23 protein-coding genes are annotated in these 22,340 nt (G+C 32.9%); 14 read left to right on the top strand and 9 right to left on the bottom strand.

Translation table 11 applies throughout. From position 1 onward, the window contains the following. Positions 1-17: 17 nt before the first annotated feature. A complete protein-coding gene (locus tag K5781_RS00665) occupies positions 18-554 on the bottom strand; it encodes a cob(I)yrinic acid a,c-diamide adenosyltransferase (RefSeq protein WP_297439722.1) in 537 nt (178 codons plus the stop codon). 85 nt (positions 555-639) lie between these two features. Between K5781_RS00665 and K5781_RS00670 the strand changes: the two genes are divergently transcribed. Together K5781_RS00670 and K5781_RS00675 are read left to right on the top strand one after the other, a co-directional pair. Continuing rightward, the gene (locus tag K5781_RS00670; protein ID WP_297439723.1) at positions 640-1,167 is read left to right on the top strand and encodes an HD family hydrolase; all 528 of its coding nucleotides are present in this window, start codon (positions 640-642) and stop codon (positions 1,165-1,167) included. A 3-nt stretch (positions 1,168-1,170) separates the two neighbouring features. After that, on the top strand, positions 1,171-1,389 hold the full coding sequence (locus K5781_RS00675) for a hydrolase (protein ID WP_297439725.1): 219 nt from the start codon (positions 1,171-1,173) through the stop codon (positions 1,387-1,389). On the opposite strand, the gene K5781_RS00680 is transcribed toward K5781_RS00675, so the two are convergent. Next, positions 1,386-1,685: a hypothetical protein gene (locus tag K5781_RS00680; protein WP_297439726.1), complete on the bottom strand. Its 300-nt coding sequence runs from the start codon at positions 1,683-1,685 to the stop codon at positions 1,386-1,388. The two genes, K5781_RS00675 and K5781_RS00680, sit on opposite strands and share 4 nt — an antisense overlap. A 73-nt stretch (positions 1,686-1,758) precedes the next feature. On the opposite strand from K5781_RS00680, the gene K5781_RS00685 reads away from it, so the two are divergent. Both K5781_RS00685 and K5781_RS00690 read left to right on the top strand, forming a co-directional pair. After that, on the top strand, positions 1,759-2,106 hold the full coding sequence (locus K5781_RS00685) for a hypothetical protein (protein WP_297439727.1): 348 nt from the start codon (positions 1,759-1,761) through the stop codon (positions 2,104-2,106). A 45-nt stretch (positions 2,107-2,151) separates the two neighbouring features. Continuing rightward, positions 2,152-3,375, top strand: coding sequence for a TIGR00300 family protein (locus K5781_RS00690; RefSeq protein WP_297439728.1), 1,224 nt, complete (start codon positions 2,152-2,154; stop codon positions 3,373-3,375). Here the strand turns inward: K5781_RS00690 and K5781_RS00695 are convergent, their stop codons facing one another. The 7 genes from K5781_RS00695 to K5781_RS00725 all read right to left on the bottom strand — a co-directional run bounded on the left by K5781_RS00695 (position 3,376) and on the right by K5781_RS00725 (position 10,139). Further along, positions 3,376-4,113 carry an ATPase domain-containing protein gene (locus K5781_RS00695; RefSeq protein WP_297439729.1) on the bottom strand — a complete coding sequence of 246 codons (738 nt, stop codon included), beginning with the start codon at positions 4,111-4,113 and terminating at the stop codon, positions 3,376-3,378. A gap of 81 nt (positions 4,114-4,194) precedes the next feature. Further along, positions 4,195-5,046 carry a helix-turn-helix domain-containing protein gene (locus tag K5781_RS00700; RefSeq protein WP_297439731.1) on the bottom strand — a complete coding sequence of 284 codons (852 nt, stop codon included), beginning with the start codon at positions 5,044-5,046 and terminating at the stop codon, positions 4,195-4,197. 129 nt (positions 5,047-5,175) lie between these two features. After that, positions 5,176-5,787 (bottom strand): hypothetical protein, encoded by a 612-nt coding sequence (locus K5781_RS00705; RefSeq protein ID WP_297439732.1) that lies wholly within the window; start codon positions 5,785-5,787, stop codon positions 5,176-5,178. Continuing rightward, entirely contained in the window at positions 5,784-6,317 is a 534-nt protein-coding gene (locus K5781_RS00710; RefSeq protein ID WP_297439733.1) for a hypothetical protein, read from the bottom strand. The genes K5781_RS00705 and K5781_RS00710 overlap by 4 nt, the downstream gene beginning before the upstream one ends. 74 nt (positions 6,318-6,391) lie before the next feature. After that, entirely contained in the window at positions 6,392-9,067 is a 2,676-nt protein-coding gene (locus K5781_RS00715) for a LamG-like jellyroll fold domain-containing protein (protein WP_297439734.1), read from the bottom strand. After that, entirely contained in the window at positions 9,064-9,582 is a 519-nt protein-coding gene (locus K5781_RS00720; RefSeq protein ID WP_297439735.1) for a hypothetical protein, read from the bottom strand. The genes K5781_RS00715 and K5781_RS00720 overlap by 4 nt, the downstream gene beginning before the upstream one ends. A gap of 29 nt (positions 9,583-9,611) precedes the next feature. Then, on the bottom strand, positions 9,612-10,139 hold the full coding sequence (locus tag K5781_RS00725) for a hypothetical protein (protein WP_297439736.1): 528 nt from the start codon (positions 10,137-10,139) through the stop codon (positions 9,612-9,614). 96 nt (positions 10,140-10,235) lie between these two features. On the opposite strand from K5781_RS00725, the gene K5781_RS00730 reads away from it, so the two are divergent. The 10 genes from K5781_RS00730 (at position 10,236) to K5781_RS00775 (ending at position 22,329) form a co-directional block, all read left to right on the top strand. Continuing rightward, entirely contained in the window at positions 10,236-11,258 is a 1,023-nt protein-coding gene (locus tag K5781_RS00730) for an AAA family ATPase (protein WP_297439737.1), read from the top strand. Positions 11,259-11,263: 5 nt separating this feature from the next. Then, positions 11,264-12,835 (top strand): vWA domain-containing protein, encoded by a 1,572-nt coding sequence (locus tag K5781_RS00735; RefSeq protein WP_297439739.1) that lies wholly within the window; start codon positions 11,264-11,266, stop codon positions 12,833-12,835. Positions 12,836-12,930: 95 nt separating this feature from the next. Beyond that, positions 12,931-13,575, top strand: coding sequence for a hypothetical protein (locus tag K5781_RS00740; RefSeq protein ID WP_297439740.1), 645 nt, complete (start codon positions 12,931-12,933; stop codon positions 13,573-13,575). 113 nt (positions 13,576-13,688) lie between these two features. After that, on the top strand, positions 13,689-14,333 hold the full coding sequence (locus K5781_RS00745; RefSeq protein WP_297439741.1) for a hypothetical protein: 645 nt from the start codon (positions 13,689-13,691) through the stop codon (positions 14,331-14,333). Positions 14,334-14,463: 130 nt separating this feature from the next. Continuing rightward, entirely contained in the window at positions 14,464-15,999 is a 1,536-nt protein-coding gene (locus K5781_RS00750; RefSeq protein ID WP_297439742.1) for a type II/IV secretion system ATPase subunit, read from the top strand. A 2-nt stretch (positions 16,000-16,001) separates the two neighbouring features. Further along, positions 16,002-17,447 carry a type II secretion system F family protein gene (locus K5781_RS00755; protein ID WP_297439743.1) on the top strand — a complete coding sequence of 482 codons (1,446 nt, stop codon included), beginning with the start codon at positions 16,002-16,004 and terminating at the stop codon, positions 17,445-17,447. A 95-nt stretch (positions 17,448-17,542) separates the two neighbouring features. Then, complete coding sequence (locus K5781_RS00760) at positions 17,543-20,122, top strand: hypothetical protein (RefSeq protein WP_297439744.1); 2,580 nt, start codon at positions 17,543-17,545, stop codon at positions 20,120-20,122. A gap of 77 nt (positions 20,123-20,199) precedes the next feature. Beyond that, on the top strand, positions 20,200-20,898 hold the full coding sequence (locus tag K5781_RS00765; RefSeq protein WP_297439745.1) for an A24 family peptidase: 699 nt from the start codon (positions 20,200-20,202) through the stop codon (positions 20,896-20,898). A gap of 67 nt (positions 20,899-20,965) precedes the next feature. Further along, positions 20,966-21,925: a helix-turn-helix domain-containing protein gene (locus K5781_RS00770; protein ID WP_297439746.1), complete on the top strand. Its 960-nt coding sequence runs from the start codon at positions 20,966-20,968 to the stop codon at positions 21,923-21,925. Beyond that, positions 21,922-22,329, top strand: a complete 408-nt coding sequence (locus K5781_RS00775; protein ID WP_297439747.1) for a response regulator — start codon at positions 21,922-21,924, stop codon at positions 22,327-22,329. The genes K5781_RS00770 and K5781_RS00775 overlap by 4 nt, the downstream gene beginning before the upstream one ends. Positions 22,330-22,340: the final 11 nt, after the last annotated feature.

The following is a 22,340-nucleotide window of genomic DNA, read 5'->3' on the forward strand; positions in this document are numbered from 1 at the left end:
AATTAAAGTTTGTCTTTTCAGATCTTCCAAGGAATATCGGGGATGTTTTTTCGGCGATTAATCAACCTGCCAATTACAAAAAATAAATCAGATAATCGATTTAGATATTTAATACAATTAGCATTAATTTCATCTTTTTCACTTAATTGAACTGTTTGAGATTCTGCTCGTCTAATCACAGTTCTGACATAATGCAGTTGAGCAGCAGATGGATCCCCTCCTGGCAAAATAAAGTTTTTCAAGGTAGGTAATTCTGATTCAAATTGATCAATGTATTGTTCTAATTTTTCAACCATGGATAATGAAACTCGATTCTGGACATCATTGAGATTGGGATTAGATAAATCCGCACCCACCAAAAACAAATCATTTTGAATTTGAGTTAAAATCGATGCAATGTCTTTATCCAAAGGATTTGTTAATACGATACCTAATGCAGCATTTGCCTCATCAACAGTACCATAAGACAGTATTCTTGGGTGAGATTTTGAAATTCGAAGATTTCCTTGCAGACTTGTATTGCCATCATCACCTGTTTTAGTATATATTTTCATTAACTTCACATTCTTGAAATAACTATTATGTGATTCGAAATCATTCAATATGAAAATTCATTAGTAGATTACTTAATGCCATAATATGATAACAAATTTTTTCAAGACTGCAGTAAACCTAAAAGATATTCAAAGACAAGGATGGATTGAGAAACTATCAATCCATAATCCCGAATCAGTTGCAGATCATTCGTATTCTATGGCAATAATGGGCATGGTGTTATCAGATATGGAAAATATGAATTCAGAAAAAGTACTTAAAATGATACTTCTTCATGATTTGGCAGAATCTATTATTGGAGATTTTACTCCTGAACAAATTATCTCGAATGTAAAAAAAGAATTAGAAGAAAAGACTTTTTTAAAAATTTTAGATGATTTGCCAAATTCTCTTAAAGCACAGTATAGAGACATTTGGAATGAATTTCAAAATCACAATACCGAAGAATCAAAATTTGTACATCAAATAGACAGATTGGAAATGGCTTTACAAGCAAAGACATATCAAAAAACCCAACACAAAGATGTATCTGTATTTTTAAAAACAGCAGAAAACGACATCATACATCCTAAACTAAAAGAATTATTTAGAAAGATCATTAAAGATGAATAAAGCATGTCTGAAAAAGATGAATTAATTGAGGCACAAAAACAAGTAATTGGGATACTATTTGAAGTGATTAAAAGATTACAAGCAAATAATGATCTAGACAAGGAATATTTTCAAATAATTTCCAAAGACAACAAAGATGAAAAAAGAATCAAAGAGATTTTAGATGAAAGAACAGAGAATGCAAAAATTGTAGGCAGACTCTTAGAGAAACTTGAAATTTAGTGTCCACAACTACAGTCATCATCAGATATGACTCGTAGATGAGCTGTTTGCATATACTTGTCTTGAACATAATTTGCTAAATTTACAATTCTTATACGTGGTTCTTTGGTTATCCAATTTCCTTCATTTTCAAACCAAAACTCAATTTCATCAAGATCATATCGTTCATTTTGCTCGACAAGATTTTTGAAAATTATTTTTATTTCCTCAATTTCAGACTCGGACAACTTTGATTTGTCTTCAACCATAGTGGTTATTTCATTTAATTTGATGATTACATTATTTGTAAGTGGCACATTTCTTTACATTTAGGATTCTATAACAATCTTTAGAAGTAAAATTGTTATATCATCCAAAAGATTTGAAAATATGCAATATTTTCAGGCTTTAAAATTAGGACAAAAGAGAGTGGCAGAAGCAAGAGAATATCTCAATACATTAACGGATGGAAAAGCCATGCCTGCATTAGCTCTTGTCGATACCAAATCTAACGTGTGGAATCCAGTAGGTGAAGAGAATTTGTATGCATTTGTAGATGAATCAGCAGGATTTGTGCTTACAGACAATAGTGGTTATATTTTAGCACTTGTTGACAAAACAGGTTCTTCAAAAACTATCGTACAAGGAGTGACAAAACAGCAAAAAGAAAAACTTGAAAAAGCATTTCAAAACGACAATATTCCAAAATTTGAAGGTAAAGTAATTTTACCTGTCTAATCTTAAAACGTAAGCTTTAGTTATGATGCGTTATAGAATAATAAAATGAAGAAATTTTCTCAAGAAATTGAGGTAGGAGGCCATTTGATTGACTCTTCAATTTTGACCAAGATTTTTGATAAAATAATGGACTTGAAGGGGGAATTTGAAGTAGAAGAAATAGAAATAGGTAAAAAGAAAAAGGATGAATCTTTTGCCAGACTATCAGTTACAGGAAAAAATCAAAAACATTTAGATGAAATTTTAGAAACCATATATCGTTTAGGTGCAGTTTCAAAAATTCAACAGCAAATTACTTTGAAAAAATCACCAAAAAATTATGTGATGCCAGACAATTTTTACAGTACTACCAATAATCACACTAGTGTTTTTCATAAAGGAAAATGGATTACTGTAGAAAATATGATGATGGACAAATGTATTGTTGTCAAAGGCGATAGAGCTTTTTGTGTTCCAGTTAGAGATGTGAAAAAAAATGATCAAATTATTGTGGGGGAGAAAGGAATCAAAATCACCCCTCCTGAGAGACCTCGAGAAGGAGTAAATGTTTTTGAATTTATGGGAAGTTCAAGCTCTAGTGAGAGACCAACACAACATATTGCTAAAAAAGTTGCTGATGATATTTACAATACCAAAAAGAATGGCGGGAAGATTGTGATTGTGGGAGGACCAGCAATTGTCCATACAGGAGCTGATGATGCAGTTTCAGAATTAATCAGGTCTGGTTATATAGACGGAGTATTAGCAGGCAATGCCTTGGCAGTCCATGATATTGAATATGCCACATTAGGCACTTCATTAGGAATGAATGTTCATGATGCGACTCTTGCATTTCACGGTCACAGAAATCATATGGATACAATCAATGCAGTATTCAAGGCAGGTTCAATTGCAAACATGGTAAAAACTAAAAAATTAACCAAAGGCATAATGTATGAATGTGTAAAAAACAAGGTTCCATTTGTTTTGGCAGGATCAATTAGAGATGATGGCCCCCTGCCCGATGTAATAACAGATGTTGCTCAAGCTCAGAGAGAATACAAAAAAGTTCTAAAAGATGCTAGCATGGTGATCATGATTTCTACAATGCTACATTCAATTGCTACAGGAAATATGTTACCTGCAAACGTCAAAGTGATTGTAGTGGATATTAGTCAACCAACAGTAACTAAATTAATGGACAGAGGAACATGGCAAGCCTTGGGAATTGTGTCTGATGTAGGGGCATTTTTGCCCATGGTTGCACAGCAAATTAGAAAAAAGAAATAATCAAGGCATCAATCTAGGGTGTAGTAACTGTAACCCATCTGCATTAAGATCAATTGGATGGATTTGTTCACTATGTTTAATTCCACGCATTTTTGTTACTTGTATTGTTCTTTCCATAGTATCTTCAATTCTAGTATGACGTAATTGAATAATACCAGATGTGACAAACCATTCTAAAGGTATTTCATCACTTTCAGAATATTCTGAAAGGATAATACTAGTTACTCCAAAATTTTCTAGTGCTTGAACCATTCCTTGTAATCCTTGTCTCAGGTAAAATTTATCAGAATATTGCATTGCCAAGATTGTAATTGAGTCTATAACAACACGTTTAGCTTCTATTCGTTTAATGCTACTCAACAGTAATTTTGTTAAATGTTCAAAAGGCAATTGTTCACCACGGAATAATGAATCATCCTTGGCAATCAACTCATCTTGAATTTTAAACGGTCTTGCATCAATCATTAGAATTTTATCTTGAGAGACTAAATTATCAAAATCCCAACCATATGATTTACAATCGTTTTTTACTTCTTCTATATTTTGAGACATTGTAACATATATTCCAGATTCATCAAAATCCTTAGCACCAGAATAGAGATATTGTAGTCCAAAAGTTGTTTTACCACTTCCAGGAGGGCCAGAAACAGTAATGGTTCTTCCAGGTTTAAATCCCCCAGAAATAACAGAGTCCAATCCAGGAATACCTGTTTTCACTTTAGAATATGTCGAATCCATATGTACAAAGAAATTAACGATAATTTTGTATATAAAGACGAAGACGAGTTTGATTCTAACAAATATTTTGTTATGAACTTATTACAAGTGAATATTTTTTGAATTAGTCCATAAAGACTCAAAAAGTAATTTCATAGAATAAACCATTGATTTTGAATTAGTCCACATTGCAAATAACTCTTCAGATGAATTAGCATTTTTAGTAAAGAATAACATTTCACCATTGTCTTTTAAAATAAAACACAGATGATTTTCTATATCTTTGCTTAATTTCTTAATGTTTTTTCTTTCCAAATCATCAAAAATGTAAGTGGTTTTATCAGAACATGCACTTAGTAATCTGAATGATTGTTTTGATTTTATGAATGATTCTAAGAAATCCCCATGATATAATTTCAGATAATCCTTTTCAGAACCTAAAATTAAAAATTCATCGTTGTAACTGTCAGTCATTTCAGTAATTTTTGAATGAATTTGATTTGCACCTTGCAACATTTGAAATTTTTCTTCAACTTCATCATGAATTGAATCAAATGCGGGTATGTTGTCCCACAATTCAGACAACCCTTTTTCCATCTGTTCAAGGGATTTTACTCTTTCTTTTTCAGAATTTACCAAAATCCAAATAGCTTTGTCTAAAGGTAGTGCTGTAAATTGAATTGGATGTTGGAAAGTTGCAGAAACTATTCCTTTGTTTTGTAATGCAGATAACAGATGATATGTTTCTGTTCGGGGTAATTTTAGTGCCTTGCATACTTCAGGGGCAGTTTTTGCACCATATTTTCCAAGATAAATGAAAACCTTACTTTGATTAGATGTTAATCCATATTGTAATAATTCAGTTTGAACCTTTTCAACAGATAATTTGTATTCATACATTTGTGAATCAGGAGTGGAATCAAATACGGATGTTTGTGTTGTGTTTTTTGCCATGTTTTTTCAGGATCCTCTGTTAGAAAACACTAGACTAAATTCTTGCATAGCTAAATTTGTTAGATCGGATTGATCGTTTTTGTCCATTTTTAGATGAAATTGTTGAGCATATTTAGGCATGAATAGTCATTAAACTCCAATTTTTATCATATTGTCAACAGGAATTGCTTTACCTGAGTAGATCGACTTTAAAGTAAAATTCTCTCTCATACCAGATGATTTTAAGAAAGTTATTTCTAAAATTCCTTCTTTTCCTCTAAATGCAACACAGCCCATATCTTCTTTGAGTCCTTTCTCCATAACATTAGACAAAGTAGATAATGTTCTTTGAAGGTTTTCCAGTTTTGCTTTTAACTCATCAACTGCTTTAAAGTATAATTCCAATTCTCCCTTGAGGCCTATTCCATTATACACTAAAATTTCATTTAGATTATACCATTTATCGCTAATTCCTTTTTTTCCTTTTTTCTTTTTCTCAGGTTTTGTCTTGGTTTTCTTGTCATTTGCTTTTTTATCCTCTATTTTCTTATCGTCAGATTTTGATTTGGGAGGTTCGCCAGCTAATTTTGCTTTTAGAGCAATAAAATCAGGATCATCTGCAGAAGATTCTTCATTAGAGCGGATTTTTTCTCCCAACATGTTTGAATATTCTTTGATTTGGAATTCTGTATCTTCTATTTCTTTTTCCAGATTAACTTTAAGAGAATTAACAGAGTTAAATCTCTCTATCAGAGATTTCAAGATTCTTCGTCTAGTGGAACTATAGATGGTAGATTTTCTTTGAGTTGAGATAATGTGCTTAGTTGTTTAGTGGCAGTTCTCAAGAAGGTAATTTTCTCAGTCAAATATGATTTCTGTTTTTGAATTAATTCCAATAATTGAGGAGTGACAAATTCTACGATGCTAGTAATGACTTCTGGAGGATAATCAGTGAATTTTTTAGTCTCTGTTTTTCCATTTGCTAGTTTAATAATTAATTTCAAATTTGGAAGCATTGTGATATTGCTATCGGATGGTAAGTTGAAAATTTCAGGATGTACATTTGTTGAAAATGATAAAAATTGAGTTATTACCTGTAATGCATTGTGTAAATCATCAATGACATTTGTTTTTTGATCCTCTAGTTCATAAATTTGAAGCGATTCCTCCATCAGAGTATTTAGCTGTGTTAGAGTCTTTGCATTAATATCATTAGGTTCAATCGAAACTTGTTCAGGAGCTTCCTGTTGTTCAGGAGCTGTTGAATTATCTGTAGATTCTGCAGATTGCAATGACTTTCAGATGCCAAAAGATCACATTAAAAGTTGTATGTACCACAATGTTACAGATCTGTAATGGAGCCTGATTATGGATTCCCGTAAATATGTATCAGCCCAAGATCTATGGTTTTTTTGAACGTTTCTCCAGATTCATCATACCCTTGGAGATACAATGCACCATCATAATCCCCTGTTGGAACTGTATTTTCAGCTTTTGGAGCAGAGTCAGGAGACGGAGGGGATTGTAGTTGATAGAAATCAATTTCGGCATAATATTCAGCAGGTATGTATATGCTATCTTGATATGGAGTTATTTCAGAATAATCCGCAATAGGAGTTGGTTGAGTAGTTGCATTCACAGTATATGGGACTGCAGCATATGAAGTTAAACCATCATTGGAAGTCAGGACCAGTCTTGTTCCAGCATAAACAAACCAAATTCCACCAGGGCCTTCATTATATGCCAAATAATTTATTTCCTCATCATATGAAAAAGATAGAAACGTAGGCCAACGTGGGGTTGGTGGAGGCGTTTGAAAGAATGAGGGGCCATCAGGAACATTAAAGAAACCTCCAAAATCATTATCAAATGTTATGTTGATAGGTAAATTTGATTCGTCTTCATCTTTCCAATCAAGAATTATTTTGATGCGATCACCTATATCAAAATCTATTACACTTGTTGAGGCCGCTGTCATATTTGCCTGCGAATATTTTAATTCAGAATCTTCATCATTGTCAGTGAAATTGTGGGTTTGAAGACTCAACCAATTGGTAGGATCCGAATCATCTTGATTTATGGTTGGATCATGAAATGGTAACACTATTTTTTTCTCAAGTACAACATCTTCAATCCAAACCCCGTCTTCATCGGTACGTTCAACGGTCATGTATAACCGCGTACCGTTGTTACCATAGTTTGTGTAATACAAATCATTAACTTGATCAGCATCTAATGCAGCATTATCCCAAAACAGATAAGAAGCAATGTCGGCTTTCGCATCAGGTTCACCATCGCTATTTTTTGCAAAAATTGCATTAAAATCTGGATCTACACTTGAATCACCAGAATATGTATCAGTATCAGAAACAACGAGTGTCCCATTAATGTATAGTTTACATGACCAAGCGGCATCCCTAACACCTACAATGTGAATCCATTCGTTAGTATCATAAGCAGTTGGAGTTACACAATCTACAATCTTATTGTGACGATCAGGAGAATATTTGAATTCTATTTCTCCACCAGTTCCAACAAATAGACCAAATATGTCTTCATCTGAGCCATCTGAATCAGGACAATCATTACCTGGATCATAACAAGGATCCTCTCCAAAAGCTACTAGAGGTTGTCCTCTTACATCAGCTCCTAGGTTTTCACTAATATCTGGAATTCTCACCCAAACAGCAATTGTGTCAGGAGCATAATTTTGTTCTACATTGTCAAATTCCCCATCATCTTGAAACCACTGATCTCCGTAAGTATCAGGATCAGACCTAAAGTAATTATCTCCATGAGGCCCGCCACCAGAATCAAAATCTCCTGAAAAACGTGGGTCTCCTTCTTCTTCTTTCATCCCTTTATCGTTATCAACTGTTCCCATCACATCACAAATTCTTTGACCATTTCCACAATCCTTAGAGTCCATCATAAATGCAAAAGTAGGTTCTGGAAAACCCAGAGGCACTGCATTAGAAAAATAATTCAAAGATGCATTAAAAGTTCCAATGGGTAATGATGTTGATGCAGTCATAGGTGCAGAAATAAATTCCAATGTGTTTCCATTGGGAGACAGGGTAAGTCCTGCAGAGTTTGGAGATGAGCCATCCATGCCATATTCAGCATTAGGAGTTAGTGATGTATCAATATGAAAAAACAGTACATCAGTCAAAACAGAATCAGATTCAGTTAATCCTAAAGATGTAAGTGCAGAACCTGCATCAGTTGCAATTGGAACTTCTTTGATAGATACAGATGTAGTTGCAAAATTTCCAGTATTTGCATTTGTCAGGGTAGCATTGAAAATCTGTTTATCGCCAACAGTATCGCCTGTTAATTCATAGGAATAGGTGAAAATTGCCACTTCGCCTGGGCCCAATGAATCATATGAAGTAGGGATTGGCCCTGAAATTAGTGAGTTTGACAGTCCTGCAGATGTTTCAACGAGGTCTTGTTCTGAAACATCCATCACAGGAACCAAATTATACAAATAATTTCCATTGGACATGTTGTTTACAACTGTAAACAGGAGGGTAGACTCGAAGGTACTAGGAATTACTGAAGGATTTGGAGTCAAGCTCATGTAAACATTTTCATCAGCAAGAGAATTAACATAAAAAGAATTTATTTCGCCTCTAGATGAGACAACTTTCATGTTGTATCCTTTATCTACATCCATTGTAAAATCAACTAGACTGCTAAGATCAGCAGTATTGCCAGGTGCAATCTCTGCATCTAAATCAAATTTTTGAACTACGTCGTTTACTCCTTGCTCATCAATATACAGTGTAGTAATTTTTACAGGTATTTCCCCAGTGTTTTTAATAATCCCATCTAATTTGTCAGATGCAGTAATATCAATTGAAGATATTTCAAATGCTTCAGATTGTTTATCTCTCTGTCTTGATTCCTCTACAATTAATGATTGAGAGTAATTACCCATCACATCCAAACTGTACGAAACATAAGACAGTGCACCAACAACCACTGCAACTAAAAATACAGTTCCAACTACAGCACTTAGACCTCTGTGAGATGTCATGGTGCAACCACCTGAGAAATGAATTGGTTGTCCCTATTTGTAAAAACAATCACATCAAGTTCATCTGATGATTGCCACGGATATGTTGCGTTTAATGAAAGAGATTCAGATTTTACAACACCGGCATCAGTATATGTATAGGTAAACGAAGTATTGTTAGTTCCAGTGACATTAGTGACCTGAATTGATGTAACATTTAATCCTAAAATTCCAACATTAGCTATCGTGACATTTAGATGGTTGGCAGTCATTATTCCTGAAGGAGTTGCAAACCAAATATTTTCAAAAATTAAATCTTCACGAATTTTATTCATTTGAGTATTAAACACCTCATCCATTTCTTGTTGTTGCTGAGAAATACTAGTTTGAGACCATCCAAGTAACATAACTCCTATTATGCTGACAGATGCCAAAAGAATTCCACTGGTAACAACATTTGCAATTCCTCTATGATGAGAAATTCTAAACTTTACCGTGCATGTCTTGAAATTTTTATCGAGGTTAAAAGAAAACATATCTTTTATCATTTTAGCAGTATGTGAGTTTATGTACCAGATTGGACGATGTCAGGGTTTTCAATTTTCTCATCAGTAGATGGATCTGCTTTATCGGATGTCTCAGATGAAGATTCTAAAATTTCTTCAGGTAGATCCTCAGAAATATTTTCATCAATAGATTCAGAATTTATGAGTTCATCAGGTTCTATTAAGGAGTCATTCATTGTTCCAATTGTATGTGGAGGACTGGAAACGTTCAAACTCTTTGAAAGTAAAAAGAAAGTTGGAAAAAGTTCATGGTAAATCATTGTAAGGATTTTAGGAATATCATTTTCATCTTTTTCTAAAATTTCATTTCGCTCTACAGAATCTCCTGAAATTTTTGCAATTCCTTCAATTGCTAATCGCACATTTTTTGGGTTGGATAATGCTGTAAAACCATATTTAAAAACAGATTGTTCCTCGCTATTATCAACTTCTTCAATATTTGCCTCTACATCGTATTTATCCAATTTGTTTAGTGTAGGATCATTTTTACTCATAGCAATAGAGGTAAGCTCAACATGTGTATTCATACCTAAAAAGTGCTAAATTTTCATTATTACAATGTGTATGTAATATCTACACACACATAACAGCATTAACTATATCTGAATATAAAATAAGCATAATTGGAACAAAAAAAACAGCTTATTTCATCTGTTAATCGAACTAGAATCAGTTCTGATAATGTTAATCTTTCAGTATCCATTTCAAAGATTAAGAAAAATACACACGAATTATCAAAAATGTATGATTTTAAAAAATACATGGATTCATCAGACATGCATTTTCCTGAAGAAATGGATGAAATGATTCCAAAGGATACTCCTCCTTATCTTGATAATGGAGAGCATTATGTAGAAAGAATTGGAAGGGCGTTAAAATTTTTCAAGCAGTGTGCACTAATTGGTCCGAGTGGAACGGGAAAAACTCACATCGTATATCTTGTTGCAGAATTAGCTGGATTGCCAATGTGGGAAATTAACTGTGGTTTGGCAACTTCGGTTTTTGATTTATTTGGAAGATATGTAGGATTGGGAAAAGAGAATTGGATTGATGGATTGATTACAGGTTGGTGTAGAAAAGGGGGAATTCTCTATCTGGACGAAGCAAATATGATGAAACAGGATGTTGCAACAAAACTTAACCCGTTATTAGATCAAAGAGGCCACATGGTTTTAACTGAAAAAGATAGTGAAATTATTCACAGGCATAAACATGCATATATGATAATTAGTATGAACCCCGTTTCATCAGAATTTGCAGGTACAAAACCAATCAACGCAGCCATGAGAAGAAGGATGAGTGTTTGGTTGAACTTTGACTACATGAGTGTAGGAGACAATATTGATGAAAAAGAGATCAACATGGTTTCAAAGAAAGGAGGCATTCCCATGAGTGATGCTGAAGTTATTGTAAAGGCAGGAGCCAAAATAAGACAAGAATACAAAATGGGTGATTTGCCATATGGTCCATCTGTTGGAGATTTGGTCAATTGGGCAAAGATTTGTTCTGATGGTATGTCAATTATTGATGGAGGAAATGAAACATTAATCCCTATGACCAGTGATGACCCTGAAGTTCAAGATGAAGTTAGACACATTGTAAAGAAGATTATTGAAAGCCATGTGGCAGCAAAGAAAAAGGAGTAAGATAAATGAAAGAAACAGTGCAAGAAATTGCACATCAATTATTCTTTGATATTTCAGAAAGAAAACCAATAGATGTGGACATGTTCTTTTTAGAACAACAATATTTTCCTCAGATTGATTATGAACCAAGAATGACAGTATATCTTCCAATGCCAAGACAAATTCAAGGGATAGAAACAATTCAGGGTTGCACATTTGCAAATTTAGAAAAATATCAAAATACAATTTTTGGATTGTTTTTAGCATCTGTATGTCATGCAGCAGGACATGCCAGAGTCACAGATTTTAAAAAATACAAAAAATGGATGGTAAATAAAAACAAAAAACGAGCATATGAAACATTTGAGTTTATTGAAGATGTCAGAGTAAACCAATTTTTAAAAAATAAATTTCCACAGTATTTTTTAGAAATTCAAAAAATTCAGAATTATTTTGTGCAATTAAATGAAAACAAACTAAAACAAGATATTAAAAAAAACTCAAAAAAAATATTTTCAAACAAATTCATTACAGACATCAAAATTAAAAGAGAAATAATTGAGGAAAAGGTATTACAAATGACATCTGAAAATTATACAGAGTTTGAAGAAATTGCAGACGAAATTTATGAATCATCAAATATCTTAACCGATAACAAACTACCTTTTGCAGATCACTATAGTCATCCAAAAAGAATAGAAAAATGGATAGAGAATGTCAGTATTTCGACTAAAGGGGAATTTCTTAGCATTGTAGAAAGATTTGGAGAAGTGTGGTTTGAGCAGCTAAAACGTAGAGCCAAAGTTAGAAAAAAATATGGTGGAATTACAGAAGATTTGGAATTTGACAAGATAGATTTTGCACCGGAAAATATTGGAGAATACCTTAGATTGAAAAATGCCACTCACTTGTTTTTGAAAAAAATGTCAGCACAGATGAAAATGACACCAAATGTCATGGATGAGGGAATGCCAGAAGATATGGGGTTGTTACAGATGCAAGCAGCCATTCAGGCAGTTGCAGCACAAAATAACAGCATTCAGATTTTTGAACAAGACGACTATAGGAGAATTGAGGAAGAGTGGGCAATAGTTGTGGATACTAGCAGCAGTATGAGGCTAAAATTTGATGAAATGAAGAAATTTGCAATATGTTTAGGAGAAGCAGCAAATGAGGTGAATTCAAAAAATGGAAAATGGGGATTTTTTACATTTAATAACAATTTCACCATTGTAAAAGATCATTATGAGAACTATGATCAAAATTCAAAATCACGAATTGGCGGTATCGAAATTAAAGGATTCTCATTTATAGCAGATGCCGTAAAATTATGTTCTAGGATATTAGAAAGAGAGAATATTGAAAGAAGATACATCTTTTTAATTACAGATGGCCAAGCTTTAGGAACATATGAAGCAGACAAAAAAATGGAAGAAGCTGTTGAAGCAGCAAGGAAAAAAGGAATTAGCATAGTAGCAATTGGAATGCCTGCAGGAATTACAAAAATTTTTTCAATGTGTATGCCTTATGAGGGATTAAGAAAAACAGTTGCAAGGTTTCTAGGAGCTTATACAATGATTGCTGGCGACGATATGTAAATTATTATTTTAAAATAAAGACAAAAATAAGAAAACCCATCATTGGGAAATTCGCTCCTACTTTTTAAGATGTTACATAATTCATATGATAATACTTGAAAACCAAACTAAGCAAAAAACGTGCAATCAGTACAGTGCTCACAACAGTCATCATATTGGTGTCTTCAGTTGTTCTTGGTTCAGGTGTCGTGCTTTACGGAACATCATTGTTTCAGGGCGGTACACAAACTGAAAACATTAACGTTTCAGGAATCAAGGTATGGGTACACGATACTGATACCGTAGGTGTAGCTTGGGGAGCAGCAGCTGTAAGAAACACAGGTGACAAAGTAGTTGCAGTTGATAAAATATCAATTAGAGGTACAGACATTCCATTTGAAAATTGGTATGCAGATACATCACTAACATCATCTGAATTCCAACAAGCTCTGAATCACACAGGTTGGGTAAATGCAGCTCCAGGAACAGATGGACCTGCAATAGCTAAACTTGGAACTTGTGCATCAAATACATCCTATCTATGTATTGATCAAGATTCAGCAGGATCAGGAACAAGCATAATTTCCGCAGATGCTGCTACAGGTCCAGTATCTCTGAATCCTGGTGGAACAGCAGTTATTTACTTTAAGGTAGGTAACGGGACATACACTACATTGGATTCAGGCATTCAATCAAATGTAAGCATATTTGCAGGAAATGCAGGCTCACCCTATTCAATCATAGTAGAAGGCCAACTATAGAACAAGTGAACACCGCCCAATTCATTCTTAAAGTATGATTCTTTTTACTCTGTAATTCAAAAAAATTACATACTTGACTAGATATTCTATTAATTTGGAGATTAAGCAATAAAATGAAAACCAAACTAAGCAAAAAACGTGCAATCAGTACAGTGCTCACAACAGTCATCATATTGGTGTCTTCAGTTGTTCTTGGTTCAGGTGTCGTGCTTTACGGAACATCATTGTTTCAGGGCGGTACACAAACTGAAAACATTAACGTTTCAGGAATCAAGGTATGGGTACACGATACTGATACCGTAGGTGTAGCTTGGGGAGCAGCAGCTGTAAGAAACACAGGTGACAAAGTAGTTGCAGTTGATAAAATATCAATTAGAGGTACAGACATTCCATTTGAAAATTGGTATGCAGATACATCACTAACATCATCTGAATTCCAACAAGCTCTGAATCACACAGGTTGGGTAAATGCAGCTCCAGGAACAGATGGACCTGCAATAGCTAAACTTGGAACTTGTGCATCAAATACATCCTATCTATGTATTGATCAAGATTCAGCAGGATCAGGAACAAGCATAATTTCCGCAGATGCTGCTACAGGTCCAGTATCTCTGAATCCTGGTGGAACAGCAGTTATTTACTTTAAGGTAGGTAACGGTACACTTACTACATTGGATTCAGGTGCATCGACTACAGTCAGTGTATTTGCAGGAAAAGCTGGTGGCCCACAAAGCATCACAGTAGCAGGTCAATCCTAGGATAATTGACTTTTTTAAAATTATCCACAACAATCTTTTTACTTTTTAGATAGAAGAAGAAAATTGTGTGTATTGTAATGTTTCACACTGTTGGATATAACCAAAAAATCAAGATCAAGTATTGAAGAACATGGGTAAAAAGAAAGAAGAGCAAGGACTAGAAACATTTCTTAAAAGTGAATTCCTAGATGAAATTAATAACACTACTCCAAAAGGTTCCAAAATTTTAGAAAAATACCCACTAAAGGCACCATTTAGTTATGCAAATATCATACAAAATCAGGATACAGGAAGCATATCTTATCAAGTAGATGAAACTAAACTTAATGCTTCAGAAGAAATAGTATACAATCAGCTATACAGATTAATTGAAGAAAACTTAGATTCTCCAGAAAATATTGAAAAAGATTTTGGGTTTATGTCATTTGTAAATAAAATTCTAAAAGAAAACGAGAAACTGTTTCAAGAACAGCCATTGGCAAGTATTGAAAAAGTAAAATACTATTTGGAAAGAGACATTGATGGATTTGGCAACATAGATCCCATAATGAATGATCCAAACATAGAAGACGTAAGTTGTAGTGGAATTCTTACACCAATTTATGTTTGGCACAGAAAATATGACAGCATTCCATGCAACATTACATTTGAAAATGAAAAATTAAATTCCTTTGTTTCACGAATTGTGTTCAGAGCTGGAAAACACATTAGTTCAGCACATCCAATTTCAGATTTAGCTTTACAAGGAAATCATAGAATTTCAGTATTATATCAAAAAGAAGTCACACCAAAAGGGACTAGTTTTACCATAAGAAAATTTAAAGAAGATCCATATTCAGTGATAGATTTAATTTCGTTTGGAACCATCAATGTAGATATCGCATCATATCTATGGCTATTAATGGAAGCCAAGATGTCCATCATGGTAATAGGTTCAACTGGAAGTGGCAAAACAACAATTCTAAATGCAATTACGGGTTTAGTGAATCCAGATTACAAGATTTTTTCCGTAGAAGATGTATCTGAAATCAACATAAAACATGAAAATTGGTTTAGTTTAGTATCACGAGTAGGATTTGGACCTGAAGGGGAAGGAGAAATTGGTCTATATGATTTAATTAAATCAGGAGTAAGGCACAGACCAGATTATATTGTAGTAGGTGAGATTAGAGGGTCAGAAGCATATGTAATGTTTCAAGCAATGGCCACAGGTCATGGAGGATTATGTACAATGCATGCTGATAGTTTAGAATCTGCAAGTAAAAGATTACAACAAAAACCGATGGACATTCCAGCATCATATATGGCATTAATGAATTGTGCAATTGTAGTTAGAAGGGTTACAGACAAAGACGGGAAGAGTACCAGAAGAGCAATATCGATTCAAGAAATAAAAACTGCAGATTCTTATCATAATGCATTCAAATGGGAACCAAAATCAGATTATTTTAGTCCACAATTAGAAGATAGTGAAATGTTAGAAAGAATCTCACAGCAAACAGGTAAAAGTATTGACGAAGTTTTAGAAGAATTTGAAAGAAGAAAAATTGTTTTAAAATGGTTGGTTCAGAGAGGCATTAGAGCATATGATAAAGTAGCAGAGATAGTTGGAAAATACTATAGAGAACCAGAGACATTGATGAAAAAAATAGAATACGGAGTGTAACCATGTCTTTTTTAAAAAAACATGAAGAAGAAGACAAGAAGAAGAAATTAAATAAAAAAATTAATGCAGAATTGCCCTTTTTTATTACCATAGTTACTCTATTGGCAACTAGTGGTTTTGGACCCTATACTATTTTTTTGAAAATAAAAGATTTGGAATTATTACCAAATGTCAGATTAGAAGGAATAAAGATCCTTAAAAAAATCGATATTTTAGGTAAAGACCCACTAGTAGTAATGTCTGAAACAAATGAGAGAGGATCAAATTTTGGAGATTTTTTAAATGGTTGGGTATCCTCGATTCAAAGTGGAGGAGACGTAGTAAATTTTCTTACCACAAAAATGAATTCAGCATTTGACATGTATGAATCACAACAAGCAGAATTGGCAAAAAAAGTTGAAACCGTGATTGAGACATACATGACAATGCAGGTAGTAGTTTTAGCAATTTACATCATAGTTACTGCCACATCCACAGAAGGAATAGGGAGTACTAATGCAATTGGAGAAATTGATCCCCTCTACATGGTAATAATCATGCCACCTGTAGTATCAATATTATTTTCAATTATTGCAAGCAAATTAAACAAATCAAAAGTCAAAGAATTGGATTGGAAAAAAATCACAATGTTTGGAATCCCTGGAATATTGGCAGCAATTGTAATAATTACACTAAAAATATTACCTGATTTTAACCTCTATATTTTAGGAGGAGCATTGATTGCAGCTGCAATGTGGCCTGCGTTAAATTTTAAAAATAAATATAAATTTTCTTTAGATTCAGAATCAGCAACAGCACAAATTATGAGAGATGTTGCAGAATCAAGAAAAGCAGGTTTAGGTCCTGAAAAATGTGTAATACAAACAACCAAAAGGAAAGATTATGGATTGTTTAATCGAATTGCAAATGGAATTGCAAATAAATTAGAATGGGGGATGACATTGGACAACATTTTTGAGTTTATTAAAAAAGAAATTACAGATTTCCAAATTTTAATTAATTTCAAAGTGTTGTTTGAAATTATCTCCTCTGGAGGAGGTAATGTTAATACACTTAGTACATTAGCAGGGGTTGCAGAAAAAATTCACACTATAGAAAAAACAAAGAGAGAGAAATTAAAACCATATGTCATGGTAGGTTTTATGTTAATTGCAATTACAGGATTTACTACATTACTAGTAATTGAGTCATTAACAAGTTTGGGAGCTCAACTAGAAGAAGATGAAGTAAAAAGAACAGCATTAGAATTAGAATCAAAATCAAGATTTGAATTACTTGGAATTGCAATACTTGTTCAATCTTGGATTTCAGGTTTATTTTTAGGTAAAATTACCACTGGATCATATTCTGGAGGTTTCATGTATTCAATATTTCTGGTAGGAGTATCTATTGGAGCAATAGTGGTCATTCAGATGAAAATTTTTAGTGTTTCTTCAATATTCGGCTAACTGTATGTATTGTAATGTTTCATACTATCCAATATAACAAAAATTTATCAATTTAGTTTAAGATGAAAGCATATTTTTTGATATTTTGTGTTTTTTTGAGTATCTTTGTAATTCCTGTACAGGCTCAAATTACGTCAGAATTTGGATATCAGTTACATCCTGAAAAATTACTTGAGAATACAGAGGGGAAATTACAAATTTTTGTTACATCTAACAACATGATGGTTCCAAAACAAATTGAAAATCTAAAAGTTGTAAGTTCTGATAACTCAATAATTCAAATTCTAGGAGTCGAAGATAGCAATGATAAATTTACAAAAAATATTTTAATTAAAGCAGTAAACCCAGGAATAACTACTATAGCATTAGCTGCATCAGGATTCTCATCTAAAGAAATTTCGCTTGAAGTTTTTAATAACAATAATCACCCAACACAAATTTTGATGAAAACAACACCGGAAGTATTTCCTGTAGATGGTCCCAGACATGGATATGTGGCATTAGAACTAGCTACAACAGGAGGATTGCCCACACTGGCATCAGAAGATACAACCATACACCTGTACACTCCAAATAATGATGTGATAGCATTAAAAAATTCTGAAATTGTGATTGCAAGTGGTAATTACTATGCAATTACAGAATTTGATATCATAGGTAGTGGAGATGCAATAATTTTTGCAGAAACGGAAGGAATGAAAAAAATCAGTAGTATTGTAAGTGTATTAGAAGCTTCAAAACCTCTTAAATTACAATTATCTGTATTCCCAGAAAATTATAATAGTTTTAGTGGAAACAAAGGGTTTGCAATAATTCAATTACTTGATGCAGAAAATATTCCAGTTTTAGCAGAAGAAGACATACCTTTCAAATTAGAAATAGAAAATCCAGATGTTGCAATTAACACTAGCCATGATTTTGAAGAAGTCATATTTGATAAAAATCAATTAAAAATTGAGAAAGGAGAATATTCAACATTTACAACATTTACACCCAGACCCAATATTGGAGATTTTACTGATGATTCTGAACAGACATACAATATGTTTATTTCAGCAAATAATATTTTGACCGAAGGAGATCAGATAAAAATAATTCACGATGAAATAGGAGCATTAGAAGGCAAGGGGCCATCAGTTACCAAAGTTTTACCATTTCTGACTACAGGTAAAGAAGAAATCATTGCTGTCACATATTATGAGACCAGTATTGAAGTGTCTAGACAAACAGGAGGCAGTAGTCAAGGAAGTACAAATAGGGAACTTGTCACAGTAACTGTACCTGTTCAGGCCAATGAAGAACATGAAATTAATTTCTCATCTTCAGAATCAGACACAGTAAATCCCATCAATCCAATAATGAAGAAAGGAGAAAGTGGAGTAATTGTTTATGGTAAAACAGGGACGATTATTCCTGATGATTCTGTAACGTTCTACATTACAGATAACGAAGGAGTTAAAACAGCATTAGGAAATCCAATAGGTCCAATCAAAGGAGATATTTCATTGGTTGTTGAACCTATGCTTCCAATGATTTTAGCAGAAAAACAATTTCCAGTGTTAGGATATTTGCAAGAAGGAAATAAAGGTGAAGAAACTACAACAGAAACTACAACAGAAGACGGGGAAGATGCAGAAGAAGATGCAAGGTCGGGAGTTACACCATTTATTGAAGACGGAGTATTAACTTTTTCAGCAAATAATTTTGTAGATGTAGATTCCACCGCAATTAAAAGAAACCAACCATATTCAGTAATCAACATATTGTCAAATGAGGTTGGATCTTCCACATTGTTATATCAAATGGGAGGATTTGACGGAAGTACAGATATTGAGACACATACAACAGATCCTGCACAAATTCATTTATCATTTCCAAAAAATATTTTAGCAAATTCTGAAACTTTAGCTACAGTACAATTACTAGATTCAGTAGGAAACCCAGTATATGCAAAAAAAGATATTGGAATTAAACTAGTCTCAAATAACGAGAGCATTTTGAAAATTCCTCAAGAAGTAACAATAGAAGAGGGACAATATTTTACAACATTTGATTTAGAAACAATTGAAGAAGGTATTGTTGAACTTGCTTTACTTTCGGAAGATTTCTCATTATCAAAATATGACATCAATATTGTTGACATCAGCCCAGTTTTGACATTAGATCTTTTAGGTACAATGAATTGGAATGAAAGAATTGAAGGTAAATTATCGGTCAGTATACCAGAAATACAAACATCTCTTTCAGGATTTGAAGTAGAATGGATTGTAGAGGGGGGTGAATTAATAAAAATGGATGAATCGACAAACAATGAAGGAATTGCAACAGTAAACGTTATGGCAAATGATAAAGATAAAGTATCGATCTCAGCAAAAGTATTAGGAAATGGACTAAGTGAATCTACAATTTCAAAAACAGCTAGCATACTAAATATGCCAATTGTTGAAGAAGTGTCAGATATAGAATCTGAGAATTCAGTAAACGAACTATCTTTAGACCCCATCATTATGATTATCATCATAATTCCCACATCTATAGCAGGAATGTTATTTTTCCTAAAACGTACAGATAGGTTAGAATTAATTACAGAAAAAATTCCAATTGCAGATAAGTTGAATTTGGGAGACAGGATAGAAGAAATTAAGGAGAAAATATCAGACATCAAAAATCGTTAATAGAGTATAAAAAATGACTAAAAAGAGAACCTATTTTCTCAAACACATGAAATAGAATTTAAAAAAAAAGAATCATAATGATTGAGCATATAACCAATTATGAAATAATTGGAATAAGTATCGCGTTAGTGATGTTAGTAATTGGTTCAATCATTGATTTTTGGAAACGTGAAATCCATGATTATTATTGGATTGGATTTGGAGCAACTGGATTGATATTGGTGTTTTTAAGCTCAGAGATTGTTTCTAATTTACTAGTAATTGGATTTGCACTCATTATAGCACCATTTGTAATATTAGTATGGAGAATAGGTTTGTTTGGAGGTGCAGATGCATTTGCATTAATTGCTTTAGCGATCATTGCGCCAATGGCAACATTAAGTGAAAGTCCGATATCTCCATTTACTACATTATCAAATGCAGCAATATTATTTGTAATTCCATTTATTGTAAATATTTCTAGAAATATATTTTCTCAATTAAAAGGAGAGAAAATTTTTGAAGGGTTTGAAGAAACCAAAATAAAAAAAATTATTGCATTATTAATAGGATATAAGGCAAAAAATCCAAAATTCGCATTTTCTATCGAAAAAGTAGAAAAAAATAAGAGAAAATTTACTTTTGCAATGCATCATGCAGAAAATGAAGAATTCTGCAACACCCCAAATACATGGATAACTCCTGGAATTCCATATTTGCTTCTAATTACAGGAGGATTTGTTATTCAGTTGTTATATGGAGACATAATTTTGAGCCAATTATTGGTCATGAGGTAGAATTTTAGATCTGTAATATGCAATAACATACACCCCCTTATGTCATCATTGAATGTAATTATTTTGAATGACAGTAACAGAGACTGTAGAAGAAGGAGTTTTTCAATCAGAAAATCCAATTCACGAATTAAACAGAATGCTTGTCAGATATGATCTTACACCGAACCAAGCCAAAGTGTATTTATTTCTGAGTAAAATAGGCATAAAAACAGCATCAGAAATATCAAAAGCGCTAAAAATCCCAAGAACTGAAACATATCATCTGTTATCCACATTACAGCAGAAAGGAATAATTTTTTCAGTGTTTGGAAAACCCACTAAATTTAACGCAGTAGGACTAGAAGAATCACTAGAGATCTTAGTGAATAATGAAAAGAACAGAATCAATGAACTAGAAGCAGGCAAAGAAACCCTGATCAAATTATGGAATATAATCCCCAAGTATGGAGAAGCAGAACCAGAATCACAAGACAATAAATTCCAATCACTGCAGGGAAGAAATTCAATTTTGGTTAAATTAGAACAGATGATAAAAGAGTCAAAGGAAAATATTCTAGTTTTAGGAACAGATGCAGATTTTAAGAGGTTTTACTTTACAGAATTTACAGAATTACTAAACAAAACAAAATCAGAATTAAAGGTATTAACGGATCATCAAGCAGACATGCCAAATATTTTTGAAAGCATTGAACCTAAAAAAGTGAAAAAAATAGAAGATAAAAATAGAGAAGATTTTTGTTTCATCATCAAAGACGATAGTGAAGTTATTTTCTTTATAAGCAATAACAAAGTAAAAGACATGTTAGCAGTTTGGACAGATTCTAAAGCATTTGTAACAACATTAAGATCATTGTTTAGTTTAATGTGGAAAAAATCACACCATATTGACGAAACTGATGCTGAATCATTATTAGGTTCAGAGATTACATATGAACACAGACTAAGAGAAATAGAACAAGAAAAAATGATTTTAAATTATTTACAAGAAAACTTTCAATTGTTAGGGAATAGGAGAAATGAAAATTGACAAAAGACAAAGTTAAACAAAAAGAAGAATTGCAAAGTTTGAATATTTTGATTATTGACGATAATGAACAAATTACAAAAATGCTAACAACATTTCTCGAATTAAAAGATCATAAATGTACAGTAGCAAATGACGGTAGAGAAGGATTAAAAATAATCAAAGAAAATCATCATGATGTAATATTATTAGATTTAGCCATGCCTGAATTTGATGGCTACTCAGTAATCAAGGATCTTGAAGAAAACAATTCTCTTAAAGATCATAAAATTATTGTATTTACAGCTTCTACAATCACACAGGAAGAACTTGATGATCTTGTAAAACAAGGTGTGACAGGATATATCCTAAAACCAATTGATATAGATATTTTACATTCTAAACTAATCGATACTGCAGAATTATAATAATCAGGAGT

The sequence above is a fragment of the Nitrosopumilus sp. genome (assembly GCF_025699255.1).
Lineage (GTDB): Archaea > Thermoproteota > Nitrososphaeria > Nitrososphaerales > Nitrosopumilaceae > Nitrosopumilus.

What these genes read in the sequence shown, in the direction of transcription:
- K5781_RS00690 (WP_297439728.1), top strand. Translation starts at nt 2,152, where the DNA reads ATGAAGAAATTTTCTCAAGAAATTGAGGTAGGAGGCCATTTGATTGAC.
- K5781_RS00750 (WP_297439742.1), top strand. Translation starts at nt 14,464, where the DNA reads ATGGGTAAAAAGAAAGAAGAGCAAGGACTAGAAACATTTCTTAAAAGT.
- K5781_RS00670 (WP_297439723.1), top strand. Translation starts at nt 640, where the DNA reads ATGATAACAAATTTTTTCAAGACTGCAGTAAACCTAAAAGATATTCAA.
- K5781_RS00715 (WP_297439734.1), bottom strand. Translation starts at nt 9,067, where the DNA reads ATGACATCTCACAGAGGTCTAAGTGCTGTAGTTGGAACTGTATTTTTA.
- K5781_RS00700 (WP_297439731.1), bottom strand. Translation starts at nt 5,046, where the DNA reads ATGGCAAAAAACACAACACAAACATCCGTATTTGATTCCACTCCTGAT.
- K5781_RS00695 (WP_297439729.1), bottom strand. Translation starts at nt 4,113, where the DNA reads ATGGATTCGACATATTCTAAAGTGAAAACAGGTATTCCTGGATTGGAC.
- K5781_RS00765 (WP_297439745.1), top strand. Translation starts at nt 20,200, where the DNA reads ATGATTGAGCATATAACCAATTATGAAATAATTGGAATAAGTATCGCG.
- K5781_RS00720 (WP_297439735.1), bottom strand. Translation starts at nt 9,582, where the DNA reads ATGTTTTCTTTTAACCTCGATAAAAATTTCAAGACATGCACGGTAAAG.
- K5781_RS00675 (WP_297439725.1), top strand. Translation starts at nt 1,171, where the DNA reads ATGTCTGAAAAAGATGAATTAATTGAGGCACAAAAACAAGTAATTGGG.
- K5781_RS00725 (WP_297439736.1), bottom strand. Translation starts at nt 10,139, where the DNA reads ATGAATACACATGTTGAGCTTACCTCTATTGCTATGAGTAAAAATGAT.
- K5781_RS00735 (WP_297439739.1), top strand. Translation starts at nt 11,264, where the DNA reads ATGAAAGAAACAGTGCAAGAAATTGCACATCAATTATTCTTTGATATT.
- K5781_RS00685 (WP_297439727.1), top strand. Translation starts at nt 1,759, where the DNA reads ATGCAATATTTTCAGGCTTTAAAATTAGGACAAAAGAGAGTGGCAGAA.
- K5781_RS00665 (WP_297439722.1), bottom strand. Translation starts at nt 554, where the DNA reads ATGAAAATATATACTAAAACAGGTGATGATGGCAATACAAGTCTGCAA.
- K5781_RS00755 (WP_297439743.1), top strand. Translation starts at nt 16,002, where the DNA reads ATGTCTTTTTTAAAAAAACATGAAGAAGAAGACAAGAAGAAGAAATTA.
- K5781_RS00770 (WP_297439746.1), top strand. Translation starts at nt 20,966, where the DNA reads ATGACAGTAACAGAGACTGTAGAAGAAGGAGTTTTTCAATCAGAAAAT.
- K5781_RS00745 (WP_297439741.1), top strand. Translation starts at nt 13,689, where the DNA reads ATGAAAACCAAACTAAGCAAAAAACGTGCAATCAGTACAGTGCTCACA.